This is a genomic window from Glutamicibacter sp. St.4D3, from assembly GCF_059728615.1.
The window spans coordinates 3,061,985-3,087,388 of the sequence record NZ_AP039380.1 but is presented as its reverse complement, the minus strand read 5'-3'; the positions used below and the strand labels follow the sequence as shown (position 1 = coordinate 3,087,388).

At 66.7% G+C, this 25,404-nt stretch carries 21 protein-coding genes; 10 read left to right on the top strand and 11 right to left on the bottom strand.

The window, feature by feature from the left end:
* Positions 1–39: 39 nt before the first annotated feature.
* From AC6I21_RS14245 to AC6I21_RS14225, 5 genes are read right to left on the bottom strand one after another with little or no spacing between them, the layout of a single operon-like run.
* Positions 40–1,254: an acetyl-CoA C-acetyltransferase gene (locus AC6I21_RS14245; protein WP_497762690.1), complete on the bottom strand. Its 1,215-nt coding sequence runs from the start codon at positions 1,252–1,254 to the stop codon at positions 40–42.
* A gap of 26 nt (positions 1,255–1,280) precedes the next feature.
* Positions 1,281–2,525 (bottom strand): acyl-CoA dehydrogenase family protein, encoded by a 1,245-nt coding sequence (locus AC6I21_RS14240; RefSeq protein ID WP_497762689.1) that lies wholly within the window; start codon positions 2,523–2,525, stop codon positions 1,281–1,283.
* A 60-nt stretch (positions 2,526–2,585) separates the two neighbouring features.
* Complete coding sequence (locus AC6I21_RS14235; RefSeq protein WP_497762688.1) at positions 2,586–4,433, bottom strand: alkyl/aryl-sulfatase; 1,848 nt, start codon at positions 4,431–4,433, stop codon at positions 2,586–2,588.
* Positions 4,430–5,635 (bottom strand): acyl-CoA dehydrogenase family protein, encoded by a 1,206-nt coding sequence (locus AC6I21_RS14230; RefSeq protein ID WP_497762687.1) that lies wholly within the window; start codon positions 5,633–5,635, stop codon positions 4,430–4,432. The genes AC6I21_RS14235 and AC6I21_RS14230 overlap by 4 nt, the downstream gene beginning before the upstream one ends.
* A 4-nt stretch (positions 5,636–5,639) precedes the next feature.
* A complete protein-coding gene (locus AC6I21_RS14225) occupies positions 5,640–7,205 on the bottom strand; it encodes a class I adenylate-forming enzyme family protein (RefSeq protein ID WP_497762686.1) in 1,566 nt (521 codons plus the stop codon).
* 90 nt (positions 7,206–7,295) lie between these two features.
* Between AC6I21_RS14225 and AC6I21_RS14220 the strand changes: the two genes are divergently transcribed.
* Together AC6I21_RS14220 and AC6I21_RS14215 are read left to right on the top strand one after the other, a co-directional pair.
* Positions 7,296–7,892, top strand: a complete 597-nt coding sequence (locus AC6I21_RS14220; protein WP_497762685.1) for a TetR/AcrR family transcriptional regulator — start codon at positions 7,296–7,298, stop codon at positions 7,890–7,892.
* Positions 7,893–8,193: 301 nt separating this feature from the next.
* Positions 8,194–9,528, top strand: a complete 1,335-nt coding sequence (locus tag AC6I21_RS14215; protein ID WP_138926913.1) for an MFS transporter — start codon at positions 8,194–8,196, stop codon at positions 9,526–9,528.
* 45 nt (positions 9,529–9,573) lie between these two features.
* Here AC6I21_RS14215 and AC6I21_RS14210 read toward each other — a convergent pair whose 3' ends face one another.
* Complete coding sequence (locus AC6I21_RS14210; protein ID WP_497762684.1) at positions 9,574–10,242, bottom strand: GntR family transcriptional regulator; 669 nt, start codon at positions 10,240–10,242, stop codon at positions 9,574–9,576.
* A 142-nt stretch (positions 10,243–10,384) separates the two neighbouring features.
* Here AC6I21_RS14210 and AC6I21_RS14205 point away from each other — a divergent pair, with 142 nt between their 5' ends.
* The 4 genes from AC6I21_RS14205 to AC6I21_RS14190 all read left to right on the top strand — a co-directional run bounded on the left by AC6I21_RS14205 (position 10,385) and on the right by AC6I21_RS14190 (position 14,018).
* Positions 10,385–11,707: an MFS transporter gene (locus AC6I21_RS14205; protein WP_497762683.1), complete on the top strand. Its 1,323-nt coding sequence runs from the start codon at positions 10,385–10,387 to the stop codon at positions 11,705–11,707.
* A gap of 71 nt (positions 11,708–11,778) precedes the next feature.
* A complete protein-coding gene (locus AC6I21_RS14200; RefSeq protein ID WP_497763432.1) occupies positions 11,779–13,020 on the top strand; it encodes an alpha-hydroxy acid oxidase in 1,242 nt (413 codons plus the stop codon).
* 95 nt (positions 13,021–13,115) lie between these two features.
* Positions 13,116–13,688, top strand: a complete 573-nt coding sequence (locus AC6I21_RS14195) for a DUF308 domain-containing protein (protein WP_421014351.1) — start codon at positions 13,116–13,118, stop codon at positions 13,686–13,688.
* Between the two features lie 27 nt (positions 13,689–13,715).
* Positions 13,716–14,018: a hypothetical protein gene (locus AC6I21_RS14190; protein ID WP_246049608.1), complete on the top strand. Its 303-nt coding sequence runs from the start codon at positions 13,716–13,718 to the stop codon at positions 14,016–14,018.
* Between the two features lie 120 nt (positions 14,019–14,138).
* Here the strand turns inward: AC6I21_RS14190 and AC6I21_RS14185 are convergent, their stop codons facing one another.
* Both AC6I21_RS14185 and AC6I21_RS14180 read right to left on the bottom strand, forming a co-directional pair.
* The gene (locus AC6I21_RS14185) at positions 14,139–14,447 is read right to left on the bottom strand and encodes a hypothetical protein (protein WP_054821189.1); all 309 of its coding nucleotides are present in this window, start codon (positions 14,445–14,447) and stop codon (positions 14,139–14,141) included.
* 147 nt (positions 14,448–14,594) lie between these two features.
* Positions 14,595–15,140 (bottom strand): CGNR zinc finger domain-containing protein, encoded by a 546-nt coding sequence (locus AC6I21_RS14180; protein WP_054821190.1) that lies wholly within the window; start codon positions 15,138–15,140, stop codon positions 14,595–14,597.
* A 219-nt stretch (positions 15,141–15,359) separates the two neighbouring features.
* Here AC6I21_RS14180 and AC6I21_RS14175 point away from each other — a divergent pair, with 219 nt between their 5' ends.
* The 3 genes from AC6I21_RS14175 to AC6I21_RS14165 all read left to right on the top strand — a co-directional run bounded on the left by AC6I21_RS14175 (position 15,360) and on the right by AC6I21_RS14165 (position 19,812).
* The gene (locus AC6I21_RS14175; protein WP_497762682.1) at positions 15,360–16,265 is read left to right on the top strand and encodes an EamA family transporter; all 906 of its coding nucleotides are present in this window, start codon (positions 15,360–15,362) and stop codon (positions 16,263–16,265) included.
* A gap of 130 nt (positions 16,266–16,395) precedes the next feature.
* Positions 16,396–17,979: a GMC family oxidoreductase gene (locus tag AC6I21_RS14170; RefSeq protein ID WP_343832611.1), complete on the top strand. Its 1,584-nt coding sequence runs from the start codon at positions 16,396–16,398 to the stop codon at positions 17,977–17,979.
* A gap of 213 nt (positions 17,980–18,192) precedes the next feature.
* Positions 18,193–19,812, top strand: coding sequence for an MFS transporter (locus AC6I21_RS14165; protein WP_497763431.1), 1,620 nt, complete (start codon positions 18,193–18,195; stop codon positions 19,810–19,812).
* 182 nt (positions 19,813–19,994) lie between these two features.
* Here the strand turns inward: AC6I21_RS14165 and AC6I21_RS14160 are convergent, their stop codons facing one another.
* From AC6I21_RS14160 to AC6I21_RS14150, 3 genes are all read right to left on the bottom strand, one after another.
* Positions 19,995–22,469 (bottom strand): heavy metal translocating P-type ATPase, encoded by a 2,475-nt coding sequence (locus tag AC6I21_RS14160; protein ID WP_497763430.1) that lies wholly within the window; start codon positions 22,467–22,469, stop codon positions 19,995–19,997.
* 48 nt (positions 22,470–22,517) lie between these two features.
* Positions 22,518–22,844, bottom strand: coding sequence for a heavy-metal-associated domain-containing protein (locus AC6I21_RS14155; RefSeq protein ID WP_497762681.1), 327 nt, complete (start codon positions 22,842–22,844; stop codon positions 22,518–22,520).
* A 113-nt stretch (positions 22,845–22,957) separates the two neighbouring features.
* Positions 22,958–23,287 carry a metal-sensitive transcriptional regulator gene (locus AC6I21_RS14150; RefSeq protein WP_138175554.1) on the bottom strand — a complete coding sequence of 110 codons (330 nt, stop codon included), beginning with the start codon at positions 23,285–23,287 and terminating at the stop codon, positions 22,958–22,960.
* A 343-nt stretch (positions 23,288–23,630) separates the two neighbouring features.
* On the opposite strand from AC6I21_RS14150, the gene murJ reads away from it, so the two are divergent.
* The gene (murJ, locus tag AC6I21_RS14145) at positions 23,631–25,403 is read left to right on the top strand and encodes a murein biosynthesis integral membrane protein MurJ (protein ID WP_497762680.1); all 1,773 of its coding nucleotides are present in this window, start codon (positions 23,631–23,633) and stop codon (positions 25,401–25,403) included.
* Position 25,404 lies beyond the last annotated feature (1 nt).

Here is a 25,404-nt window from a genome sequence, read left to right as displayed (position 1 = left end):
CTTTCGTTGCAAGTTGATTCGGTGCGCGAAGGGTGCGGGCTAGCCCAGGCGTTCAATGACCATGGCCATGCCCTGCCCGCCGCCCACGCACATGGTCACCAGTCCGGTGCCGGCGCCGCGTTCGGTCAGCGAGTTGATCAGGGTGGTGGTGATCCGCGCCCCGGTCATCCCCCAGGGGTGGCCCAGGGCAATGGCCCCGCCGTTGACGTTCAGCCGGTCGTGGTCAATGCCCAAGTCCTCGGCGCTGGGCAGCACCTGGGCGGCGAACGCCTCGTTCAGCTCCACCAGGTCAATGTCCTTGATGCCCATGCCGGCGCGCTGCAGCGCCTGGCGGGTGGCGGTGACCGGTCCCAGGCCCATGATTTCCGGGGACAGGGCGCTGAGACCGGTGGACACGATCCGCGCCAGCGGCTGCACCCCGAGTTCGGCGGCCTTGGCCGAGCTCATGATCACCAGGGCCGCGGCCCCGTCGTTCAGCGGGCAGGCGTTGCCGGCGGTGACCGTCCCGTCCGGGCGGAACACCGGTTCAAGCTCTGCCAGCCCCTGGGCGGTGGTGCCCGGGCGGGGGGAGTCATCGGTGCTGACGGTGCTGCCGTCGGGCAGGGTCAGCGCGGTGATGTCCTTGTCCCAGAACCCGCGTTCGGCCGCGGCCTGCGCCCGCTGCTGGGAGAGCAGCGCCCAGGCGTCCTGGTCGGCGCGGCTGACCGAGCGCAGCTGGGCGACGTTCTCCGCGGTCTGGCCCATGGCGATGTAGATGTCCGGAACCAGTCCCTGCCCGCGCGGGTCGCTCCAGGTCTGGGCACCGCCCTCGGCCCGCTTCGCGGTGCGCTGCCAGGCGTCGCGGAAGTGGGGGTTGCGCACATCGGAGTCCAGGCGGTGGCGTCCGAGCGAGCTGGTGGACTCCACCCCGGCGGAGACGAAGATTTCCCCTTCCCCGGCGCGGATGGCGTGAAGGGCCATCCGGGTGCTTTGCACGCTGGAGGCGCAGAAGCGGGTGACCGTGGTGCCCGGCACCGTGTCCCAGCCGTTGCGCACGGCCACCACCCGGGCCAGGTTCGACCCGTTTTCCCCTTCCGGGATGCCGCAGCCCAGGACCAGGTCATCGATCTGCTCGGGCTGCAGCCCCGGCACCCGGGCGATGGCTTCGCTGGTGATCTGGTGGGCCATTTCATCGGAGCGCATTTCGCGCAGGCTGCCCTTGTGGGCGCGCCCGATCGGGGAGCGCACCGCACTGACAATGACGGCGTCGTTCATGAGGTGTCCTTGGGGGTTCGTGGTGGTTAGGCGAAGGCGGAGATGCCGGTGATGGCCCGGCCGACAATCAGCGACTGCATGTGGTCGGTGCCCTCATAGGTGTAGACCACCTCCATGTCGGTCAGGTGGCGGGCCACATGGTTTTCCAGCAGCAGGCCGTTGCCGCCGAGCAGGTCGCGGGCGGTGCTGGCCACCTGCAGCGCGGTGCGCGAGCAGTACATCTTGGCCAGTGAGGCCATGGTGCCGGTCATCTGCCCGGATTCCTGCAGTTCCAGGATCCGGTCCACATACAGCTTGATGGCGCTGACCTCGGCCAGCAGGTTCGCCAGCTTGTTCTGCACCAGCTGGAAGCTGGCGATCGGCTTGCCGAACTGCACCCGGTTCGCGGTGTACTTCACCGCGTCCTCGTACACGGAGATCGCATGTCCCAGGGACTCGAAGGCCACCCCGGCGCGGGTCGCGTTCAGCACCTTGTTCACGTCCTTGAAGGAGTTGCAGTGCTCCAGGCGGTTGGCCTCGGGGATCACCAGGTCCTTGATGACGATGTCCGGCTGCAGGATGGCGCGCTTGCCGACCTTGCCGGTGATCACGGTCGGGGCGAACCCGGCCGGGAACTCGGTGCCCGGTTCGCGCTCCAGCACGAACGCCTTGACCTGCCCGTCGGCCTCGTCGCGGGCGTAGATGATGACGATGTTGGCGTAGGAGGCGTTGCCGATCCAGCGCTTGGCGCCGTTGAGCACCCAGTTGTCGCCCTCACGCCGGGCGCTGGTCTCCAGGGCCACGGAGTCCGAGCCGTGCTCCGGCTCGGTCAGGGCGAAGGCGCCGATCTTCTCCAGCCTGGCCATGGCCGGCAGGAAGCGGGCCCGCTGCTGCGCATTGCCCAGCATGTTGATCGAGCCCATCGCCAGGCCGGAGTGGACGCCGAAGAAGGTGTTGATCGACCCGTCGCAGCGGGCCAGCTCCACCGACACCGCCGCGGAGGCGCGCACCGAGAGCCCCGGGCAGCCGTTGCCGGTGATGGTGCCCCCGGCAATGTTCAGCGCGGCCAGCGGCTTGATCAGCTCGAACGGGAACTCGGCGCGCTCCCAGTAGTCGTTGATGATCGGCTCGACGTGTTCGGTGTTGAACGCGCGGATCTTTTCTCGCACCTGGCGCACCTGCTCGTCATCGCGCTCGTCGAGCAGGAAGATGTCGTGGTCGGGCAGCTGGGCGGTCTTCTTCGACGCCGGCTTGGTGTCCTTCTGGGAATCGGTTGCGGCTGAGACGCTCATGGTTTTCTCCTTCTTGGCGGTGCTCTGTACGTTGTTTGGATGCCGTGGGCCGGGAGCCGGCTACGGGGTGACGATGGCGAAGCCGGGGTCCGGGGCCTGGATGATGCGCTGCAGGCGCTGCAGCGTGGCGGCCACGTCCCCGCTGGCCTGCACGGTCTCCAGCTTCCCGCGCAGCGCCCCGGGCAGGGCCGCGGCCGGGCCGGTGAAGGCCGCCTGCGACGGCGGGCAGCAGTCCGCGTCCCCGGCTTTGTCCACCTCGTGGTGGTGCAGCACCCCGTTGGACAGGCGCAGGTGGATCCGCGCTCCGGTGTCGGTGGCGTGCAGGTCAATGCCCAGCGGCCGGTCCCAGGCTTCCGGGGCGTTGATGCGCACGGCCAGCACGTCCAGCATGGTGGACAAATCCACCCCGGCGCCGATGCGTGAACCCCCGGTTTCCCTCACCGGGCCGTGCAGCAGTTCGCCGGCCCCGGTGAGGTAGATGTTGCGCCAGGTGGCGTTGCGGCAGCTGTAGCCCAGCTGCCGGTAGACCCGGGCCAGCAGTTCGCGGGCCGCACCCAGCTGGGGTGCGGCGAACACAAGGTGGTTCAGCACGGTCGCGGCGAAGCGCAGCTGCCCGGTGTCCACCTGTTCGGTAGGCTGCGCGCCGGGTTCACCCAGTGCGCCCAGCTGGCCGCGCAGGGTGGCCAGGGCCGCCTCGGCGCCGCCCAGCAGCTGCACCCAGCGCCGGGATTCATCCTGCGGCGGCAGCGGCCACAGGTTCGCCGGGTTCGCGTCGTACCAGCCCAGGTAGCGCTGGTAGATGCCCTTGACGTTGTGGCTCAGCGAGCCGTAGAAGCCCTGGGCGCAGTCCCGGGCCTCCAGCGCCGGGGGCAGCACCAGCTGCTCGGCGATTTCCCGCGGCGTGCACCCCAGGTTGATCAGCCGCACCGTCTGGTCGTGCAGGTAGCCGTATAGATCACGCTGGACGCTCAAGAAGTCGCGGATCTGCTCGTTGCCCCAGGTGGGCCAGTGGTGGGTGGCGAACAGCACCTGGGCCTTCGCCCCGTAGCGGCGCAGCGCCTCATCCAGGTAGCGGCTCCAGGCCTGCGCGTCGCGCACCTCCGCCCCGCGCAGGGTCAGGATGTTGTGCATGCTGTGCAGGGCGTTCTCCGCCATGCACAGCACGTTCCCGGCCGGGAAGTAGAGGTTCATTTCCGCCGGGGCCTCGGTGCCCGGGGTCAGCTGCACCTCGAATTCCAGCCCGTCCACGGTGAAGCGCTCGCCGGTGGCCTCGGCCAGCACGGTGGGTTCGGGCAGGCTCATCGGCCCGGCCGCGACCCGCTGGCCGATGCCGCAGCCCAGGTGCCCCTCGGACCCGGCGGAAAGCGCCGAACCGTACATGTACCCGGCCCGGCGCTTCATGGCCGGCCCCAGCTGGATGTTCTCGCTGATCGCGTGTTCCCGGAAGCCGCGCGGCACGATGATCGCCGCGTCCTCGGCCAGGTGTTCGCGCACCGCGCCGAACCCGCCGAAGTGGTCGGCGTGCGGGTGGGTGATGACCACCGCGGTGACCGGGCGGCGTCCGCGGTGCTGGAAGTAGAGCTCCAGGGCGGCCGCGGCGGTGGCGTTGCAGGAAAGCACATCCAGCACCAGCACCCCGTGCGTGGTCTCAATCAACGTCATCGCCGCCAGGTCGAAGCCGCGTACCTGGTAGAAGCCGGGGCAGATCTCAAACAACCCGTGGGCGGCGGTGTGCCGCGAATGCGTCCACAGTTTCGCATCGGCGCTGGGCGCCGGGTCCTGCTGCAGGAACGCGTATTCCGCCAGATCCACCACGACCTCGCCGTTCTCGTCCCGGATCAGCGGATCGCTGCGGGTGGCGATGAAGCCGCGCAGGGAATCGTGCGCCACGGCGGTGTGCGGGCTCATTTGGCCACCTCCAGGTTCTTCTGCCCGGCCTGCTTGGCCAGCTGGCGGGCGATCCCGTTCAGCTGGATTTCCGAGGAGCCGGTCAGCATCCGGAACATCCGCAGGCTGCGCCAGATCTGGTCAATGGGCGAACCCTGGACCATCCCGGCCTTGCCGTGGATCTGCAGGGAGGCATCCGCGATCCTGAACGAGTTCTCCGCCACCAGGTACTTGCACATGAACGAGTCGATGGCCGGCACCTCCCCGCGGTCCAGCGCCTCAAGGCTCTGATAGGTCAGGGCGCGGGCGGCCTGGAAGTCGGTGGCCATGCGCGCCAGCTCGTGGCCGATGGCCTGCTTGCGGATCAGCGGCTCACCGTCGATCATCCGGGTGGCGGCGAAGTCCAGCGCCATTTCCAGTGCGGTGCGCGCCGCCCCCAGGGCGGTGGGGCAGTGCAGCAGCCGGTTGACCACCACGCGGCCCAGGCCCACCTTCAGGCCCTCACCCTCCGCGCCCAGCAGGTTCTCCTGCGGCACGAACGCGTCCTGAAGGACAATGTCGGCCTCCATGTGCTGGCCGCTGAGCGGGGTCTGGCCCGGCAGCACCTGCACCCCGGGGGCGTCCAGGTCCACCAGGAAGGCGCTGTAGACGTTGTCGGTGCCGGCCATCCGGGCGATCAGCACACTGAAGTCCGCGAACGGACCGCCGGTGGAGAACACCTTGTGCCCGCTGATCCGGTAGCCGCCGGCCACCTTGGTGGCCGTGGTGCTCATGGCCTTCACGTCGCTGCCGGCATCGGTTTCGGTCATGGAGAAGCAGCAGGCCCGCTGGCCGGCGACCACCGGCAGCAGGTACTTTTCGCGCTGCTGCTCGGTGGCGATCTGGAAGATCGCCCCGACCCGCAGCGGGCCGCCCATGTCCCCGAGCACGCTGGTGGCCAGCACCCGGCGGGAGGCGGCGACCTCTTCCTTCAGGGCCGCCAGCTCCACATAGCTCAGCCCGCGTCCGCCGTATTCGGCCGGCAGGTGGATGCCGTAGAAGCCCAGTTCGCGGCTGCGCCGCCAGACCGGCTGCAGCATGCTGCGCTGCAGCACGGATTCGTGGTTGATGCCCAGTTCGGCCTCGTAGTCGGCCAGTTCCCCGTTCAGGTAGTCACGCAGGCTGGCCACCAGTTCGGCCAGGGCCGGGTTCTCGCGGTAGCTGGGTCGCAGTGAGAAGGTCATTTCGCTAACCCACCTTCCGGTCGCTGGCCGCCCATTCGCCTTCGCGCAGGGCGCGGCGGTCGGGCTTGCCGTTGCGGTTCTTGGGCAGCTCGTCAACGAACTGGACCAGGCGCGGCACCTTGTACTTGGCCAGGGAGCGGGCACAGAATTCCTGCAGCTGCTCCTGGGTCAGGCTGGCGCCGGGGCGCAGGGCCACGAACGCCTTGACGGTTTCGCCCCAGCGCTCGTCCGGGGCGCCGATGACAATGGCCTCGAAGACGTCGGGGTGTTCGTAGAGCACGCTTTCGACCTCGGTGCAGTACACGTTGAAGCCGCCGGAGATGATCATGTCCTTCTTGCGGTCCACGATGAAGAAGTAGCCGTCCTCGCGCATGTAGCCCAGGTCCCCGGTGTGCACCCAGCCGTTGCGGAAGGTCTGCTCGGTGGATTCGGGGCTGCGGAAGTACTCGGTGACGCAGTCCGCGCCGCGGGCGACCAGTTCGCCCACCTCGCCGGGCGGCAGCTGCTGGCCGTCCTCGTCGATGACCCGCACCTCCGTGTCGTACACGGCCCGGCCGCAGGACTGCAGGATCTGCGGGTCCTCCTCCACCCCGCGCCTGACGTCGTCATTGGTCAGGAACAGCACGGCGCTGGTGGTTTCGCCCTGCCCGTAGCCCTGGTTCACGATCGGGCCAAAGGCCTCGTAGGCCTCGCGCAGGCGGGCCGGGGAGATCGCCGAGCCGCCCAGGGTGATGCCCTTGAGGCTGGAGATGTCGTACTTCCCGCGTCCCGGGAAGCTGAGGATGCGGTTGAGCATGACCGGGACCATGAAGGTCAGCTGCACCCGCTCGCGCTCAACGGTGGCCAGGAACTCCTCGGCGCTGAACTTGGGCAGCACCACCACCTTCACCCCGCGGAATACGCACGCCAGCACGCCCATCCCGGAGGCGTGGGTGATCGGCCCGGTGACCAGGTAGATGCTGCCGGCGGACATGGAGCCCTGCGGGTTCATGGTCATCTTGCGCAGGTTGGCCAGCCGGTTGCCCACGGTCTGCACCGCGGCCTTCAGGGTGCCGGTGGACCCGGAGGTGAAGTTCAGGACCGCGGGGTGGTCCACGGCAACGTCCACCTCCACGGTCTCGGTGGAGCCGGAGGCCAGCAGGTCCTCGTAGGCCAGGATCCCGGACCTTGCCTCGGGCACCGGGTCAAAGACCACGACCTGGCAGTCCGCCCCGGCGGCGCTGATCGCGTCGCGGGCGGTGGCCAGCTGCTCGGGATCCACCAGGATGACCCGCACCTGCGCGTCGGAAAGCACGTGGGCGATTTCGGTGGGGGCCAGGCGCACGCTCAGCGGCACCCGAACCGCCCCGCACTTGGCCAGGGCGAATTCGGTGACAACCAGTTCCCCGCGGTTGCTGGCCAGGGTGGCCACGCTGGTGCCGGCCTCCACGCCCAGCCCGCCCAGGGCCGAGGCCAGGCGGTTCGCGTCATCGTCGAGCTGGCGGTAGGTCCAGCGCCGGTCCCCGGCGACCAGGGCCTCGGTGTCGGGCCAGTAGAGCTTCGAGCGATTCAGATAGATACCAAGATTCATGCCTACTCCAGAGAACGATTGATTAGTCATGATCTTAGACACACTGTCTAGGAAGTGTCCAGAGGGGAGTTTGTTTGCTATGAATGCACCATGAGCTATGAAGACCCGCGCACGGTGCGCACCCGCGCCGCACTGTCCAACTCACTGGTGGAACTGGTGCTGGAACGGGGCTATGCCGCCGTGAAAGTCGAACATGTCGCGGCGCATGCCGCAGTGGGGCGGGCAACGTTCTACACGCATTTCGCCACGAAGGAAGCCCTGTATGACTACACGGTGGAGAGCATCCTGGGCGAGCTGCGCCTGCTGCTGGAGGATGTGGACCGCGAACACGCCGGCTTCACCGGCCAGCCGGTGCGGGCGCTGTTTGGGCACGCCTCGAAGAACCCCAACACCTACCGGATGATCCTGCGCGGGGAGGGGGACGGGCGCGGCCTTCGCCTGCTCATTGAGCGCTGGGCTGCGGTCGCCGAACAGATCTTCGCCGACCGCGTCCACGCCCAGGATGTGCGTCCGCGCGTGGATCTGCGGGTCATCGCGCAGGCGTGGGCGGGGGAGCAGGTGGCGGTCCTGCTGTGGTGGCTGGATGCCCCGGCGCCGCGTCCGGGGCTGGACCAGGTGGTGCAGACGCTGGCCGACCTCTCGCGCTATGGACGCCACTGGGCCTCGGGATTCAGCGTCACGCCATAGTGCGGCCAGCCAGGGCCGCATCGCCTGCCCCGTACGAAAGGCTTCGTGCGGGGCAGGCTTTTTTGCCTCGTGGGCACGTTTTCGCAGTCCCCGCCCCGGCGGGGTGTGCTCCAGCGGGGCCCGCGGTGAGCCGCGCCCAGCGGGGCGAAGAAATCGTCATACTGCCGCTGCGGCGCCCGCTGCGCGTCACGGAAAAGTTTTTCCGCGCAAGACCTTGCGTGAGCTGGTTCACGTCACGTAACTTGGGGTAGATCAATCTTAGACGTTCTGTCTAACTTCTTTCAGTGGAAGGTGCCCCGACATGCGCTCGCGCCGCTATTTGCTTGAATACCCGACCGGAGCACGGCGCCGGGTCTATCTGGGCGTGGTGGTGCTGGCCGTGTTCATCTCCGCTTTCGAGGGCCAGCTGGCACCGGTGCTGCCGCTGCTGCTCAAGGACCTGGGAATGACCCCGGCGTTCTACGGCTCGATTACCGCCGTCTCCCTGCTCGCCGGCGCACTGGCCGGGTATCTTGGCGGGGAAATGGTGGACCGCATTGGGCGGGTAAGGGTGTTGATCCCCTTCGCCTTCATCTCGGCGGCCTCCTGCCTGTACATGGCCATGGCCCCGGATGTCTTGCACTTCACGGCGGCGCGCATCTCGATGAACTTCGTCGAGGGCATCGCCATGGCCGGCACCGCGCCGTTGATCCGCGACTTCACCCCGCGCACCGGACGCGCCCAGGCCTACGCCTTCTGGACCTGGGGGCCGGTGGGGGCCAACTTCTTTGCCGCCGCGATTGCCGCGCTGACGCTGCAGCTGTTCGACTACTCGTGGCGGGCGCAGATCTACCTGATGGCCGGGGTGGCGCTGCTCGGGGCCATCATCATCGCGCTGATCCTTCGCGACCTGCACCCGGACGTGCGCCGACAGATCCGGGACACCGAAGGGGCGGCGCGTGAATCCCTGTCCGGGGGCGCCGGGTCACGCAGTAGCCTGCTGACCAGCCGGGCCTTCTGGACCCACGTCCTGGCCATCTCCTGCCTCTACTTCTTCCTGGCCACCATGAACGCCTACGCGCAGCTGATGCTCGTGGAATTCTTTGGCTTCAGCGTGCGCATGGCTTCGGTGGTCGCCATGGGCTTCTGGGTGGCGAACCTGGGCGCCTCGCTGTTCTTCGCCCGGCTTTCGGACCGGTTGCGGGTGCGCCGCGGCATGGTCATTGGCGGTGGACTGACGGCCGCCGCGCTGCTGGCAACCCTGGTCACCGTGATGTTCACCTGGCCCAGCACCCCGGGCATCCTGGTCATGGGATTGTTCGTGCTCATCGGCGGCTCACTGGGCGCGGTGTTCTCCCCGTGGATGGCCAGCTTCTCCGAGGCCATTGAGGAAATCCATCCGGAGGGCCACGGCTTTGCCTTCGGCTTCAACGACGTGGTCAAGAACCTGTTCATCCTCACCTCGGTGCTCTTCGCACCGCACGTGGCCGACAGCCTGGGATGGAACGCGTGGATGGCCACGGTGCTGGTCATCTTCTGCGCCTTCGTGGCCTTCGCGGTGCTCATCCCGCGCCATGCGGTCCCCGCATTGCGGGAAATCGATGCCGAATCCGGAAGCAACCGCGCCGAGGTCCTGCGCGCCGCGCAGACCAAGTAGCAAAGAGCGGATTCCTGCTGGTCGGCAAGGCCAAATCCAGTGGCGCTAGCTCCAGATGTCGTCGGTTTCGAACTGGTCGAGCATGGCGTTGCGGATCGATTTGAGGTGTTCGGCCATCGCCTGCTGGGCCGCCTTGGCCTCACCGGCTTCGATCGCCTGCACGATGGCCTCATGTTCCTGGATTTCTCGGGCAGTGGACATATAGGCCTGCATTCCGGGCAGCACGTAATGGGCACGGGCGGTGTCATGGAAGCAGCGCTCCAGCGCGGCGGCAATACGCGAATTGCGTCCCCCCTCGGCCAGCTGCCGGTGGAACTGCTGGGCGCAGCGCATCGAGCCGATCGGATCCTCCGCCGCGAGCCGGGACTGCTCGTCAAGCTGGCTGCGCAGGGCCGCAATGAACGGCGCGGTGGCATGCCGCGCGGCACCGGCGGCGGTAAAGGGCTCGAGCAGCATCCGCATGTCCAGGGTCTCGTACACGTCATTGAGGGTCACCCCGCGGACCAGGTACCCCTTCTTGGGCAGGATCTGCAGCAGTCCCTCGCTGGTCAGCTGGCGCAGGGATTCGCGCACCGGGGTCTTGGACACCTTGAATTCCTCGGCCAGGCGCGGCTCGACCACCATGGTTCCCGGGGCAATCACCCCGTACAGGATCCGCTCACGCAGTTCGGCGGTGAGCTTCTCGGTGAGCGAGGTGGCCATCTCATCTCCCATCCCGGCTCCCGCCAGTATCTGGCGCGTAATCTTTGTCCTCGGGTCTTTACTGTGACCCTAGCTACACCTTAGTCTGACCTGAAAGATATTTCAGGTATCTGTCATCGGCGGATACCTTCCCCACCTTCCAATGGAGCGCATCATGGCACCGCAGGACACAAGCGTTGGCGTTGGCCCCGCCCAGCAGCACCATGCGCAGCAGCGCCGTCGGGCGATCTTCGCCTCCGTGCTGGGCACCGCCATCGAATGGTACGACTACGCGTTGTATGGGGCGGCGGCCTCGGTGGTGATCGGTCCGCTGTTCTTCGCGGCCGCCGGTTCCACCGGTGAGGCGCTGGCCGCTTTCGCCACCTTCGCGGTGGGCTTCGTGGCCCGCCCCTTCGGCGGGGTCATCATTGGACACCTGGGGGACAAGTTCGGGCGGCGTCCGGCCATGTTGCTCTCGGTGATCCTGATGGGCATTGCCACCGTCGGCATTGGCCTGCTGCCCACGGCCGATTCCTGGGGGGTGTGGGCGGTGGCCCTGCTGGTGCTCTTCCGCCTCATCCAGGGCTTCGGGGCCGGAGCCGAACTGACCGGTGCCATGACACTGGTCGCCGAATACGTGGAACCGAAGAAGCGCGGCTGGTACACCTCACTGGTGCTGGCCACCCCGCCGCTGGGCATCGCCTTGGCCACCGTGAGCTTCTTTGCCGTGGCAGCCCTCGGGGACGCCGCCCTGCTTGGCTGGGCCTGGCGAATCCCCTTCCTGATCTCCGCGGTGCTGTTCCTGCTGGCACTGTACATCCGCAACCGGCTGGAGGAGACCCCCGAATACGCGCGGGCCATGCAACGGGCGCAAGAGCACGGCAGCACCGGCAAGCTCCCGGTGCTGAAGGTCTTCTCCGGGCATTGGCGCGAAGTGCTGCTCGGGTTCTTCGCCATCACCGGGCACAACGCCGTGAACTACATCCTGGCCGTGTTCTCCATCAGCCTGATGGTCGGTTCGGGCATGGAACGCAGCCATGCCCTGCTGGCCGTGACAGTCGGTTCCCTGGTCTCGGTGGTGCTCACCCCGGTCGGTGGCCGGCTGGCCGACCGTTGGGGAACTTCGCGCACCCTGGCGGCCGGGAACATCAGCGGCCTGCTGCTGGCCTTCCCCATCTTCTGGCTGCTGGCCACCGGCCAGTTCACGCTGGGCATGCTGGCCATTGCCCTGGGCTATGCGCTGGTCATCCCCTGCACCAGTGGGGCGCAGGGCGCGTTTCTCACCGAACTGTTCCCGGTCCAGGTGCGCTTCACCGGGATCGCGATTGCCCGGGAACTCAACGGAGCGCTGGTCGCCGGCATGTCACCGCTGATTGCCGCCACCCTGCTGGAGCTGGGCGGCGGGGCGATTACCCTGCCCGCCGGGTTCCTGGCCCTGTGCTGCCTGAGCTCTGCCGTGGCGATTTTCCTTGGAACCAGGGCCACCCGCCGGGCATAGATGAACGCCGGGGCGAGCCGGGCCCCCAGAACCAGATTTGTTGTCAATGAAAGGAACCCGCAGTGTCGAACCTGCAGCGCCAAATACCTGATGTCAAGGAATTGGCCGCACTGATGAAGTTCTCCCTGCCCACCCTGCACCGCCGCCAGGCCCGGCTGGCGAAGGCCGCCGACCTGTGGGACCTGCGCAAGATCGCCAAGCGCCGCACCCCGGCCGCGGCCTTCGACTACGTGGACGGCGCCGCCGGCCGGGAAATCACCGCGGACCGGGCGCGGGAGGTCTTTGACTCGGTGGAGCTGCTGCCGCGCATCCTGCACGGCACCGCGCACTCGGATCTGTCCACCACGATCGCCGGCGGGAATTCGGCACTGCCCTTTGGGATCGCACCGACCGGCTTCACCCGCTTCATGCAGTCCGAGGGTGAGATCGGCGGTTCCCGGGCCGCGGAGAAGGCCGGGATCCCCTTCAGCCTGTCCACCATGGGCACCCGCTCCATTGAGGAAGTGGCCAGCGCCGCCCCAAACGCCCGCAAGTGGTTCCAGCTCTACCTGTGGAAGGACCGCGAGAAGTCCCGGGCCCTGGTGGAACGGGCCGCGCTGGCCGGCTTTGACACCCTGTTGGTCACGGTGGACACCCCGGTGGCCGGCCAGCGGCTGCGCGATGTGCGCAACGGGATGAAGATCCCGCCGGAGCTGAGCCTGAAGACGGTGCTGGATGCCTCCTACCGGCCCGAATGGTGGTTCAACTTCCTGACCACCGATTCGCTGAAGTTTGCCTCACTGTCCAATACCTCCTCTGATCTGCCCACCATCATCAACTCCATGTTCGACTCCTCGCTGGACTTCGATGACCTGCGCTGGATCCGCGACCTGTGGCCGGGCAAGTTGTTCGTCAAGGGGGTGCTCACCGTGGAGGATGCCCGCAAGTCGGTGGCCGCCGGGGCGGACGGACTGGTGGTCTCCAACCACGGAGGGCGGCAGCTGGACCGCGCCCCGATCGCGTTCGAGGCGCTGGGGCAGGTGCGTCAGGAGGTGGGTCTGGAGATGGAAATCATCCTCGACTCGGGCATCATGTCCGGGGCGGACATCGTCGCCTCCCTGTGCGCCGGCGCCGACTTCGTGCTTATCGGCCGGGCCTACCTGTACGGGCTGATGGCCGGCGGACAGCAGGGGGTCGAAAGAGCCATCGAGCTGCTGGCCAAGGAAGTCGAGGTCAACATGCAGCTGATGGGAGCCGGATCCATCCGGGAACTGACCCCCGAGCTCATCCGGGTGCGCGCCGGGCGTACGGCCAGTCCGGCACTGAACCGCTAGCGGGTCATCGCGGTGACCGGCGTTGTTAAATGTGCCGCCGGTCACCCAGCCCAGGCTCAGGTGTCAGGGTCTTCTATACCGCGTAGAATAGGCGTGTGCCTGCACCAAAATCCACTGCAACCCAAGCCCAAGAAGTTTTCCGGCCCGTACTGCTGCGCGGCCTGACTGCCGCCGCCTACGCGCTGATTTCCATCTTCTGGATCGGCGCCGACCTAAAGGTCCTGTCCTATTCCACCGCCGGCCTGCTGGTGCTTACCGGCGTGTTCATGTGGCAGTACGCCTCCGTAGCCACCGTTCCGGCCAAGGCGCGGGCCCCCTATGCTTTTGGTGCCGGCATCATGCTGCTGGCCGGCATCACCACGCTGTTCGCCTCCACCCCGGCCATGGTCGCCTACATGGCTGCGGTCGGCCTGCTGGTCGGTGGCGTCTCGGAAATCGTCGTGTTCGCCAAGTACCGTCATGAGTTCCCGCCGTTCCGCAACCAGCTGATCAGCGGCGCGGTGGCCGCTGGGGTCGGTGTGGCTCTGGCCTTCGCCGGACAGCTGGACACCCATGGGGTACTGGGGATGATTGGCGGCAGCGCTGTGGTCTTTGCCGTCTTTGAACTGATCGCGGCCTTTGGGCACCTGCATGACTCCCGCAAAAACCCTGCGGCCGAAACTGACTAGACTTGATGGCAACACGAGGAAATAGAAATGGAGATCCTGGTGTCAAATAATTCACCCAAGAAGCAACCATGGAGTCAGTCGATCAAGGCTCCACTGGTCTTTTCGCTGGTGCTGGGAATCGTTGCCGCCTTTGTCGGGATGATCAGCGTGACCGGCGGCTCCGAGAACGACCTGCGCATCGATGTCGGGCTGATCTGCTTTGGCATCGCCTTCATCGCCAGCCTGCTGGTGATCTCGGTGCTCACCATGGCGTCGAAGGAAAACGACCCGACCCTCGGCAAGGGATCCGGCGTGAACCGCGCCTCGGATCGCCCGCACGAGAAGGACTGATTAGGCGCCGGAAACACCCGCAGAGCCATAAACAATGGTGGGCCGCCCCTTGAGCAAGGGGCGGCCCACCATTGTCATCGGCCGGGTTTCGGCTTGCCGCCGCCCGCGGCGGGCCGGCGCCTACTCCTCCGGCTCGTCGGCCGGACCCCATTCGGAGAGGAAGTCCTCCGGGCTCAGTTCCCCCAGATCCCGGCGCACCAGGGCAATTAGCCGCTCGGCTTCTTCCAGGTTCGAGGTGGGCAGGGTCAGGACCCGGGAATCATCGGTGCGCGAGTAGACCACCACGCTGGAACCGGAGGGTTCAAACTCCGCATCGCCCAGGACCGCCGAAGCCACTGCCGCCGTCCAGCGGGCTGCGGCCTTCAAGGGCGAATCATCGGTGCGTTCCAGTCGTGCTTCATAGTCCTCAGACGCGTGGTGCTCGTTCATGGTCCATCCCTCCGACGTACTTTCCGGTGCCAGGTCCTGCACACCGGGAAGTGGATCTGCAGATCAAGTCTGTTCGTGGTTTCATCCTAAAGGTGCCGCAGTTTTGCGGCGAGTACCGGCACGGGAATTATCCCGTGCGTGAAAACCTCAGGCGCGCCTGGCCTTACGTGCCCGGTAGGCCCGGACATGCTCGCGGTTGGCGCAGTTGCCGGTGTCGCAGTACAGCTTCGACCGGTTGCGGGAGAGGTCGACCAGCGCCGCCCGGCAGTCCGGTGAAGCGCAGATGCGCAGGCGCTCAAGCCCCTTGGAGCGGATCACCTCGGCAACGGCCATGGCGGCCTCCACAGCCATGCGGTCATAGAGCGGGGCGCTTTGGGTGGTGGCGTGCAGGTGGTAGTCCCACTCGTCATGCTTGATCAACTGGGGCAGGGCCTGCGCGTTGCGCAGGATGGCATTGACCCGGCGCACCGCGTTGTCCTCATCCGCGGTCCAGATGTCGTGCAACTGGGAGCGCAGCTGGCGGATGGAACGCAGCTCGGCCAGGTTGTTCGCCCGGGCCCCGGTGAAGCGTTCGGTATCCAGGAAGTAGTCCAGGTCCCCGACGGTTTCGAGCTTGTCCACCAGTCCGGAGTTGGTGTTCAGCAGGTTGACCACGGTACGCAGCGAAGCCTGTGTGTCAGGTGCAAAGGTCATTGTGACTCCTGTAAGTCGTCATGGATTGACGAGCATTTCGGCAGAATCGTATTGTCATGATCATACATTCAATGACTCCTGACTCCCGTGCGCGGGTCGTGCTCTGAGGGGCGCGCGGGAACCGGGAGCCCGTTCCGAAAGCCAGCACCCATGCCCGAGACATCTTCAGCCCCCGAGGCCCTTCCGCATGTTGCTTCCAAGCCCCGCAAAACCGGGAACATGCTCGGAGTGTGGATCGCGCTGCTGTCCTCCGCGGTCTTCGGCCTATCCGGTTCCTTCGCAAAGGCCCTGATGGAGGCCGGATGGTCTCCGGCCGCGGCGGTAACCTGGCGAATGGCCGGTGCTGCGCTGGTGCTGGCCATCCCCGCAATCATCGCGATGCGGGGGCGCTGGACGCTGCTGCGCACGAACTGGGCGCCGATCCTGCTCTTTGGGTTGTTCGGGGTGGCCGCCTGCCAGCTGTGCTACTTCCTGGCCGTGCAGCGGTTGGATGTCGGGGTGGCGCTGATGCTCGAATACCTGGCGCCGGTCTTCATTGTGCTGGTGCTGTGGATCAGGCACCAGAAGCGTCCGCGCATTCCCACCATCGCCGGCACCCTGGTCGCACTGGTGGGGCTCATGGCCGTGCTGGATATTGCCGGAACCACGAGCATTGATCCCATCGGGGTGATGTGGGGAATCGGCGCAGCCATTGGCCTGACCGTCTACTTCTTTGTCAGCGCCCGGGTCAACGGCGCGCTGCCGCCGATTATGCTGTCCGCCGGTGGTTTGCTGGTCGGTTCGCTGATGATGGCCCTGATCGGGTTGTTCGGCATCCTGCCCATGGAGGTGACGTTCACTGAGGTGAACCTGGCTGGTCTGCAGACGCAATGGTGGGTCGCCCTGGGCGGAATGATCATCCTGTCTACGGTCATCGCCTATGTCACGGGGATCATGGCCGCCCGTGCCCTGGGATCCAAGGTCGCCAGTTTCATTTCACTGACCGAAGTGCTCTTTGCGGTGTTGTGGGCGTGGCTGTTGCTTGGAGAGTTACCCGGGCTGATCCAGCTCTTCGGTGGTCTGCTGATCGTCGGCGGGGTCGTGCTGGTGCGCGTGGATGAGCTGCGTCAGCCGGTCGGCCATTAGCCGCGCCGACCAATTGCTGCCGGGACAGGTCTGCATCGGATGCCAAGAAGCCTGCATGCGTTGCCAAGTGTGAGATGGCTTACTCCGCATAGGGTAATCCCACGAGAATACGGGAATTCCAGGAGGAAGTGTGCAATCACATTATTTGGTCATTGGCGCCGGGTCGGCTGGAGTTGTCCTCACTCGCCGCTTACTGGATGCCGGCAACAAGGTCACCCTCGTCGAAGCCGGGGGACAGGACACCAACGCCGACATTGACGACGTCTCACGGTTGGGTATGCTGTGGGGCGGTGCTGAGGACTGGAACTACTTCACCACGCCTCAGCCGCAACTGAACGATCGACGCGTGCACGTGCCGCGAGGCAAGGTGATGGGCGGTTCCCACGCGCTGAACGCCACCATTTGGGTTCGCGGGGATCGCTGGGACTTCGACACCTGGGCGGAGCAAGGTTGCCAGGGGTGGTCATGGGACGATGTTCTCCCCTTTTACAAGGCCATCGAGAACTTTCACGCCGAGGACGGCGGAGGAGGCGACCCACAGGTCCATGGCACCCAGGGGCCTTTGGATGTCACTTACGACTATCCCCGGCATCCAATTCAGCAGGCCATGTACGATGCCACCCTGCAGGCGGGCGTCCCCGCGAATCCGGACTACAATTCCGGCTCCGTGGAAGGTGCCGGATGGATGCAATTGAATGTTCGTGACGGTGTCCGCTTCAACACCTGGCGCGCCTACCTCAAGCCCATCGCGGATCACGAAGATCTCACCCTGATTACCGAGGCCACGGCACGTCGTCTCCTCTTGGAAGGGCTGAACGTCACCGGAGCGGAATTCAGCCGCGACGGAGAGATTTTCACCGTGGAAGCAGATGAAGTGATCTTAACTGCCGGAGCCATCGGATCGCCGGAGCTCATGCTGCGCTCCGGTCTCGGCCCCCGGGAGCACCTGGAGGAGCTGGGCCTTGCGGTAATCAAGGACATCCCCGCCGTGGGTAAGAACCTCCACGACCATCTACTCGTCCCCGTCGTCTGCACAACACAAGACCCTCTGCCGATGCCGGAAGTCGCAGCGGCACAAGTGCATTTCTTCGCAAAGTCCATCCCCGACCTGCCAGTGGCCGATACTCAGCCGATCTTCTTTAGCCTGCCGATGTACACCAACTCGGCTGAGCCGCTAATGGAAGGACCGGAGACGGGCTTTTCACTGCTGGCCGGACTCGTCCGACCCAAATCACGTGGCACCCTGACGCTGGCTGGCCCGGCCCCGGGGGATGGGGTGAACATCGATCTGGCCGCCTACGCGCAGGAGGACGATCTGCAGGCGATGCTCTATTCCCTCAAGCAATGCCGCGACATTGCCGCGCAGCCGGCGCTGAGGCAACACGGAGCTGTGGAAGTGCATCCGGGGCGCGAGGTGCAAAGCGAAGAGGAACTCATCGAGTACATTCGTCGCACCACGACGACCTACCATCATCAGGTGGGCACCTGCGCCATGGGCATTGGGCCAACGGCGGTGGTGGACCCTCAAAGCCTTCGGGTTCATGGGGTTCAGGGGTTGCGCATCGCGGATGCATCGGTCATGCCGCAGGTGACCACCGGCAACACCAACGCCCCCTCGGTGCTGATCGGTGAGCGGTGTGCCACGGCAATCACCGGGCTGCTACCGTTCGAGAAGGAGCAGGCCGTCCAGATGGAGAAGACCCCGCTTTCGTAGCACTGAACCGGAACAGACCGGCCCGCCTGGCGCTGAAAGGCACAGGCGGGCGCCGAATTATTCGTGAGCTGGATTTGACGACGGCAACCGATCAACCATTTGGTTGATGGCAGCAACTTTTCGTCCACCTAGAGTCGATAGTGCGGTGCAGCAGCACCACGACCTTGAAACTTGGGTATCGAAAGGAACGCATCGGTGGCTACTTCGGACACCATGAACCCTCAGGGCTCCCCGCAGGCATCACACCCGTGGGGAGCCTTGGCTATTCTGGCCGCCGGACTGGGGCTTGTGGTCCTTGACGGGACCATTGTCGGGGTCGCCCTGCCGCAGATCATTGCCGATATCGGTCTGGACCTGGGCGATGCTCAATGGGTCAACAGTCTTTACGCGGTAGTGCTGGCCGCCCTGCTGCTGTCCGCCGGAAGCCTGGCCGACCGGTGGGGCCGCAAGAAGCTCTTCGTCAGTGGACTGCTGCTCTTTGCGCTTGGCTCTCTTCTGGCCGCGGGGGCCGGGGCGGCGGGACCCCTGATTGCGGCCCGCGCGGCCCAGGCGGTGGGCGCTGCCTGCATCATGCCGGCCACGCTGTCCACGGTGAATGCCATGTTTCAGGGCAAGCAGCGCGCCGCCGCGTTTGGCATCTGGGGTGCGGTGATTTCCGGCGCCGCCGCCGTGGGGCCCCTGGCCGGCGGCCTGTTGACGCAATATGCCTCTTGGCACTGGATCTTTCTGGTGAACCTGCCCCTGGGCGCGGTGCTGCTGGTGCTGGCGCTGGTCTTCGTCCCGGAAACCAAGGGTGGAAAGCCGGCCCGCGGCGTGGATGTGGACGGCGCCTTGCTCAGTGCGCTGGGGATGGGTGCCCTGGTGTTCGCCATTATCGAAGGACCCGAGACCGGCTGGTGGAAGCCGAAGTCCGAGCTGCGCGTGGGCCCCTTCATCTGGCCCGCGGATGCCGCGATATCCATTGTCCCGGTTGCCCTGCTGATTGCGGCAGCGGCCATTGTGCTGTTCATCTTCTGGGAACGGCACCGGGCACGGGTGCGCCGCTCGGCCCTGCTGGAACTGCAGCTGTTTACCGTCCCCACGTTCTCCTGGGGAAACCTGACCGCCGCAAGCGTGGCGATTGGTGAGTTCGCGCTGTTGTTCGTCTTGCCGCTGTTTTTGGTCAATGCCCTGGGGCTCTCCGTGCTGTCCTCCGGGTTGGTGCTGGTGGCCATGGCGGTGGGCGCGTTCATTTCCGGGGCTCTGGCCCGTCACCTGGCCGCCAGGATTTCCGCGGCCGGGACAGTGCTGCTGGGCCTGGGCATGGAAACCCTTGGCGTCCTGATCCTGGCCGTGGTGCTCTCCGCGGGCGTCCCGCCGCTGGCTGTTGCGGCGCCCTTGGTGTTGTATGGGCTGGGTCTTGGCCTGGCCTCGGCCCAGCTGACCGGAACCGTGCTCTCCGGGGTGCCGGTGGAGATCTCGGGCCAGGGTTCGGCAACCCAAAGCACGGTGCGCCAGGTCGGTTCGGCGCTGGGAACCGCGATTTCCGGGGCCGTGCTGGCCGCGAGCCTGGCGCTCACGTTGCCTTCCAGCCTGGCCGGTGCCGGGGTGGCGGGAGCGAAGGCCGGTGAATTGGCCGAGGCGACCCGGCAGTCGGCCGGCACAACAATCAGCCAGTTGCGCGCCCAGGGCGCCGGGCAGTCGAACCCGGCCGTGGACGCGCTGGCGGCCGGGTTTGCCGATGCCACGCGGGTGTCCATGATCGCTGCGGCGGTGTTTCTGGTCCTTGGGGCGCTGGGAGCCTGGCGCATGCTCGTGCTGCAGCGCCGCGCATCGTCCCGCCCCAACGACTAGGGCGAGCGGCTGGTCGCCGGTTCCGGCGGGCAGGGTCGGGCCTAGACCGGCTGCCATGCCTTCGCGTGCTCCAGGCCAGTGCCCGTGCCGGGGATTAACGCATAAAGCCACGGTGTGGCTGCCGTCCCGCAAGGGGGAGCAGCCACACCGTGGCTTGTGGTGTTGGGTTCAGCGCCCGGTGGCTACTTCTTGCCGAAGCGGCGCAGCCGCAACGAGTTCAGCACCACCAGCACCGAGCTGGCCGCCATGGCCGCACCGGCGATCATTGGGCTGAGCAGTCCCAGGGCCGCCACCGGGATGCCGGCGGTGTTGTAGGCAAAGGCCCAGAACAGGTTCGTCTTGATCGTTGACAGCGTCTTTTCGGACAGCGCGATCGCGTCGTTGACCTGGTGCAGGTCATTGCCCATCAGGGTGATGTCCGCGGCCTCGATGGCCACGTCGGTGCCCGAGCCCATGGCGATGCCCAGGTCCGCCTGGGCCAGTGCCGGGGCGTCGTTTACCCCGTCGCCCACCATGGCCACGACCTGGCCCTCGGACTGCAGCTGCTCGATGGCCTTGGCCTTGTCGGCCGGGAAGACCCCGGCGAACACGTCCTGCGGCTGAATGCCGACGCTGCCGGCCACCTTCGTGGCGACCTGCTGGTTGTCACCGGTCAGCAGCATGACGCGCAGCCCGCGCTGCTGCAGGGCGCGGATGGCCTCGGCGGAGGAATCCTTGATCTTGTCGGCCACGGAGATCACCGCGGTGAACTTGTCATCCACCGAGACCAGGATGGCGGTGGCCCCGGCCTCCTCGGCCGAGTGCAGCATCTGCATGGCCGCCTCATCCAGCACCGTGCCTTCGGACTCCAGCCAGCTGTAGCGTCCGACCACGATCTTGTGCCCGTCGATGATGCCCTTCACCCCGCCGCCGGGATCCGAATCGAAGCCGCTGACCTCGGCCAGCGCTCCCAGCTCGGCCCCGGCCGTGGCGATGGCCTGGGCGATCGGGTGCTCGGAGTGGTGTTCCACGGCGGCCGCGACGGCCAGCGCCCGGTCCGGGTTGACCCCCTCCACCGCGGTGGTGCCCAGGTAGGTCATCACCCCGGTGGTCACGGTGCCGGTCTTGTCCAGCACGATGGTGTTCAGCTTGCGGGTGTCCTCCAGCACTTCCGGGCCGCGGATCAGGATGCCCAGCTGTGCGCCGCGCCCGGTGCCGACCAGCAGGCCGATCGGGGTGGCCAGGCCCAGCGCGCACGGGCAGGCGATGACCAGCACCGCCACCGCGGCGGTGAAGGCGGCCAGCACGTCGCCGCTGAACAGCCACCAGGCCAGGAAGGTGAGCACCGCGATGCCCAGCACGATCGGGACGAAGACCGCGGAGATCCGGTCGGCCAGACGGGCGATGGGCGCCTTGCCGGACTGGGCCTCGGAGACCAGGCGGCCCATCTGGGCCAGGGTGGTGTCCGCGCCGATGCGGGTGGCCTCGATGACCAGGCGTCCGGAGGTGTTGATGGTGGCGCCGGTGACCTCATCCCCGGCCGCCACCTTCTGCGGCACCGATTCACCGGTCAGCAGGGAGGTGTCCACGGCGCTGGCCCCGTCAATGACCTTGCCGTCGGTGGCGATCTTCTCGCCCGGGCGGACCACGAACTGGTCCCCGATCTGCAGCTGGTTCGCCGGGATGCGGTGTTCCACGCCATCGCGCAGCACCACCGCCTCCTTGGCCCCCAGGTCCAGCAGGGTCTTCAGGGCATCCGAGGCGCGGTTCTTGGCGCGGGCCTCCAGGTGGCGGCCGATCAGCAGGAAGGTCGCCACCACGCCAGCGGTCTCAAAGTACAGGGTGTGCTCGTGCATCCCGCCGCCGGTATGGGCGGTCATCATCGGGTCACGGAAGAGTTCAAAGACCGAGAAGAAGTAGGCGGCCAGCACACCCAGGGAGACCAGGGTGTCCATGGTGCTGGTCAGGTGCCGCGCGTTGATGGCCGCGGCCTTGTGGAACGGCCAGGCGCCGTAGAACACCACCGGGGTGGACAGCGCGAACGCCACCCAGCCCCAATGCGGGAACTGGGCGCCGGGGATCATGGAGATCACGAACAGCGGGATGGTGAAGATCAGGGAGAAGATCACCCGGTTGCGCAGGTTGCCGTGCTCGGTGGGCTTGGTCCCAGCCGGTTCCTCCGGCGCGGCGCTCTGGTGCCCGTGCTCGGGTTGGCGCACGCTGGCCTCGTAGCCGGCGGCCTTGACGGTCTCGATCAGCATCTCATCGCTGATGTCCGCCGGGACGGTGACCTTCGCGTTTTCCAGCGGCAGGTTCACCGAGGCGGTGACCCCGGGCAGCTTGCCGAGCTTGCGCTCCACCCGGTTCACGCAGGAGGCGCACGTCATGCCCTGGATGTCCAGGTCAACGGTGCGTTGGGTGGGGTTCTGGGGTTGGCGCACGCTGGCCTGGTAGCCGGCGGCCTTGACGGTTTCAATCAGCTTCTCGTCGCTGATGTCCGCCGGGACGGTGACCTTCGCGTTTTCCAGCGGCAGGTTGACCGAGGCGGTGACCCCGGGCAGCTTGCCGAGCTTGCGCTCAACCCGGTTCACGCAGGAGGCACAGGTCATGCCCTGGATGTCCAGGTCAACGGTGCGCTCACCCGCGGTTGGCAGGTTCTGTTCGGTTTGGGTGGACATCATCAATCCCTTGGTGTTGGAGAGGTGTGCCGCCTGCTGCTGGGGCAATTAGCGGCTGATTGCTACCACGTCGTAGCCCGCTTCGTCGATGGCCGAGCGGATGGCGGCATCGTCCAGGGCGGCGGCAGAGGTGATGGTGGCGGTGGAGGTGCCGTTGGCGACCAGCTGGACGTCCACGCCGGATACCGAGGAGAGCTCTTCCAGCTCCTCGGTCACGGAGGCCACGCAGTGCCCGCAGGTCATGCCGTTGATCTGCACCTGGGTGCGGACCGCTTCGGCCTGCCCGTCGGGGCGGCTGGTGATCTTCAGGCCCTCATTGGTCTTGTTTGCCGACTCGCCCGAGCAGCCGCAGCCGCATCCGTTCTGGGTTCCCATGATTGTTCTCCTGTGTGATGGTTGTGCGCCCACGGGGGCGCTGGTGTGCGGCGGGGCGGGGTTCTCCCCGAGCCCGCTGGTCGCCGGTGGTTTGCCGGCGGTCCGTGGTTTTTCTAGCGCAGCAGCCGGGAGATGGCCGCGCTGGCTTCGGTGACCTTGTCCACGACGATGTCCGGGTTGCCGGTGTCCCGGGACTGGTTGGCCGCGGAGACCACGCAGTGTCCGATGTGCTCCTCGATCAGCTGGACGCTGACCTTGTGCATGGCCGCGTTGATGGCCGAGATCTGGGTGAGGATGTCGATGCAGTACTTTTCGTCATCGACCATCTTCGCCACCCCGCGCACCTGTCCCTCGATGCGCTTCAGGCGACGCAGCACCGCGGCCTTGTCGCTGGTGTAGCCATGGCCCTCGTGGGCATCATGGCTCTGTGCTTCGTGTTCCATGATCAAGACTATACCCCTAGGGGGTATGGGGTATCAAGTGGAATTCGTGTGGTGTGGATCGCAACCTGAGGTCCGGTAAGCACGTGGCCTAGGTTTTTCCGCTTTGACGACCAGCGGGGATCGTTACAATGAGTGTTTGTCGCCGGCGTGCCCGGCGGCCGCCGACCGGGCAACCGGCCGGTGCCACAGGCGCAGCGGGGACCGGCAGGTCCCCGGCGGCGGTGCGGGATTCCTTTAACAGGGCCCGCTGCACGGGTGCGGCCCTCACCGGGGCTGCCGCGGGCAGCCGGGACGGGACCGGGCCGGGCGTGCGCCGAAACAATAGGGTGAAGCTTTCCAGAATATGTCCCAGGTATCCAAGAGCCGATCCGAGAACACCCGGATCGAGGACCCGCAGACCGAGGCGGTGGCCACGCAGGCCCCCCAGGAGGCGGTGCCCCCTGCCGCCAGCGTGAAGCGGGAGCACTCCTCGAAGGTCTATGCGCTGATGACCTCCGGGACCATCGTCTCGCGCGTGCTCGGGTTCCTGCGCACCGCGTTGCTGGCGGTGGCGATCGGCTCGTCGACCACCATGGCCGACATCTTCGAAAAAGCCAACGTCATCCCCACCATCATCTTCATGCTGCTGGCCGGCGGCATCTTCAACGTGGTGCTGGTGCCGCAGCTGATCAAGGCCTCGAAGAACAGCGACAACGGGCGCTCCTACACCTCCAAGCTGCTGACCCTGACCATCGTGGTGGTCGGCGCCGCAACAGTGCTGCTCACCCTGATGGCCGGGCCGCTGATCAAGGTGCTCACCCTGGGGTGGACCCCGGCCATGCTGGCCCTGGGCACCACGTTCGCCTTCTGGTGCCTGCCGCAGATCTTCTTCTACGGGGTCTACGCTGTGGTGGGCCAGGTGCTCAACGCGCACGGGCGCTTTGCGGCGTTCATGTGGGCCCCGGTGGTGAACAACGTGGTGCAGATCGGGGTGATCGGTGCCTTCATCGCCCTGTTCGGCGCGTACGGCGGGGATGCGAACCAGCTGGAGAACTGGAGCGCGGCCAAGACCGTGCTGCTGGCCGGCGGCTCCACCCTGGGCATCGCGCTGCAGGCGGTGGTGCTGTTCTGGCCGCTGCGCAACCTGGGCCTGAAGCTGCGCCCGGACTTCGCCTGGCGCGGCATGGGCCTGCGCCACGTGGGCAAGATCGCGATCTGGACGTTGGGCTCGATGACGGTGGGCAACATCGCCTCGCTGGTCAACTCCCGCTTCGTCTCCGCCGCCACCCCGGCGCGCCTGGCCATGCCCAACGGGGGCGCCTCGGTGCCCGGCGAATACGCGTTGAACACCACCCAGCTGATCACCGTGCTGCCGCATTCGGTGTTCGTGCTGGCCCTGGCCACCATCTACTTCAACGAGTTCACCAAGTCCTTCCAGGAGCAGCGCACCGAGGAGATCGGGCCGCTGCTGTCCAAGGGGCTGCGCACCTCCGCGGTGCCGGTGGTGTTCGCCACCGTCGCCTTCATCGTGCTGGCCGGCCCGCTGGGCCGGCTGTTCGCCGGTAGCTCCTCCACCGCGATGCTGCAGGGCGCGGCCATCGGCCAGCTGCTGCTGCTGACCGCGCTGGGCCTGCCGTTCAAGTCCGCGCACTTCTTCATGCTGCGCGTGTTCTTCGCCGACGAGGACACCAAGACCCCGATGATCATCCAAAGCATCATCGCCGCCCTGGGCGTGGCGCTGGCCTTCACCGCCACCGTGACGCTGCCGGCCGTGCAGATCACCGCTGCGGTGGCCCTGATCTACGGGGTCACCAACATCATCTCGGCCATCATCGCCCACTTCCTGCTGGTGCGCCGCTATGGGGACTACGGGATAGTGCACGTGCTGGACACCTATATCCGCATCGGGGCGATGGCCGTGGTCTCCGGGGTGGTCGGCGCCGTGGCGCTGGGCATCATGGGCGGCTACAGCTGGGGCTTTGCCTGGTCCTCCATCCCGGCCTCGTTCCTGACCCTGGCCGTGGTGGGCGTGGTGATGCTGGTGGTCTACCTGCTGCTGCTGCGCATGATCCGCTCGGCCGAACTGGATAACTTCCTGGGCCCGCTGGCCCGCTTCGTGCCGAACCTGCGCCGCTAAC

What these genes read in the sequence shown, in the direction of transcription:
- AC6I21_RS14225 (WP_497762686.1), bottom strand. Translation starts at nt 7,205, where the DNA reads ATGAATCTTGGTATCTATCTGAATCGCTCGAAGCTCTACTGGCCCGAC.
- AC6I21_RS14240 (WP_497762689.1), bottom strand. Translation starts at nt 2,525, where the DNA reads ATGAGCGTCTCAGCCGCAACCGATTCCCAGAAGGACACCAAGCCGGCG.
- AC6I21_RS14210 (WP_497762684.1), bottom strand. Translation starts at nt 10,242, where the DNA reads ATGGGAGATGAGATGGCCACCTCGCTCACCGAGAAGCTCACCGCCGAA.
- AC6I21_RS14180 (WP_054821190.1), bottom strand. Translation starts at nt 15,140, where the DNA reads ATGACCTTTGCACCTGACACACAGGCTTCGCTGCGTACCGTGGTCAAC.
- AC6I21_RS14230 (WP_497762687.1), bottom strand. Translation starts at nt 5,635, where the DNA reads ATGACCTTCTCACTGCGACCCAGCTACCGCGAGAACCCGGCCCTGGCC.
- murJ (WP_497762680.1), top strand. Translation starts at nt 23,631, where the DNA reads ATGTCCCAGGTATCCAAGAGCCGATCCGAGAACACCCGGATCGAGGAC.
- AC6I21_RS14155 (WP_497762681.1), bottom strand. Translation starts at nt 22,844, where the DNA reads ATGGGAACCCAGAACGGATGCGGCTGCGGCTGCTCGGGCGAGTCGGCA.
- AC6I21_RS14245 (WP_497762690.1), bottom strand. Translation starts at nt 1,254, where the DNA reads ATGAACGACGCCGTCATTGTCAGTGCGGTGCGCTCCCCGATCGGGCGC.
- AC6I21_RS14165 (WP_497763431.1), top strand. Translation starts at nt 18,193, where the DNA reads ATGAACCCTCAGGGCTCCCCGCAGGCATCACACCCGTGGGGAGCCTTG.
- AC6I21_RS14235 (WP_497762688.1), bottom strand. Translation starts at nt 4,433, where the DNA reads ATGAGCCCGCACACCGCCGTGGCGCACGATTCCCTGCGCGGCTTCATC.
- AC6I21_RS14215 (WP_138926913.1), top strand. Translation starts at nt 8,194, where the DNA reads ATGCGCTCGCGCCGCTATTTGCTTGAATACCCGACCGGAGCACGGCGC.
- AC6I21_RS14150 (WP_138175554.1), bottom strand. Translation starts at nt 23,287, where the DNA reads ATGGAACACGAAGCACAGAGCCATGATGCCCACGAGGGCCATGGCTAC.
- AC6I21_RS14160 (WP_497763430.1), bottom strand. Translation starts at nt 22,469, where the DNA reads ATGTCCACCCAAACCGAACAGAACCTGCCAACCGCGGGTGAGCGCACC.
- AC6I21_RS14190 (WP_246049608.1), top strand. Translation starts at nt 13,716, where the DNA reads ATGGAGATCCTGGTGTCAAATAATTCACCCAAGAAGCAACCATGGAGT.
- AC6I21_RS14205 (WP_497762683.1), top strand. Translation starts at nt 10,385, where the DNA reads ATGGCACCGCAGGACACAAGCGTTGGCGTTGGCCCCGCCCAGCAGCAC.
- AC6I21_RS14185 (WP_054821189.1), bottom strand. Translation starts at nt 14,447, where the DNA reads ATGAACGAGCACCACGCGTCTGAGGACTATGAAGCACGACTGGAACGC.
- AC6I21_RS14220 (WP_497762685.1), top strand. Translation starts at nt 7,296, where the DNA reads ATGAGCTATGAAGACCCGCGCACGGTGCGCACCCGCGCCGCACTGTCC.
- AC6I21_RS14175 (WP_497762682.1), top strand. Translation starts at nt 15,360, where the DNA reads ATGCTCGGAGTGTGGATCGCGCTGCTGTCCTCCGCGGTCTTCGGCCTA.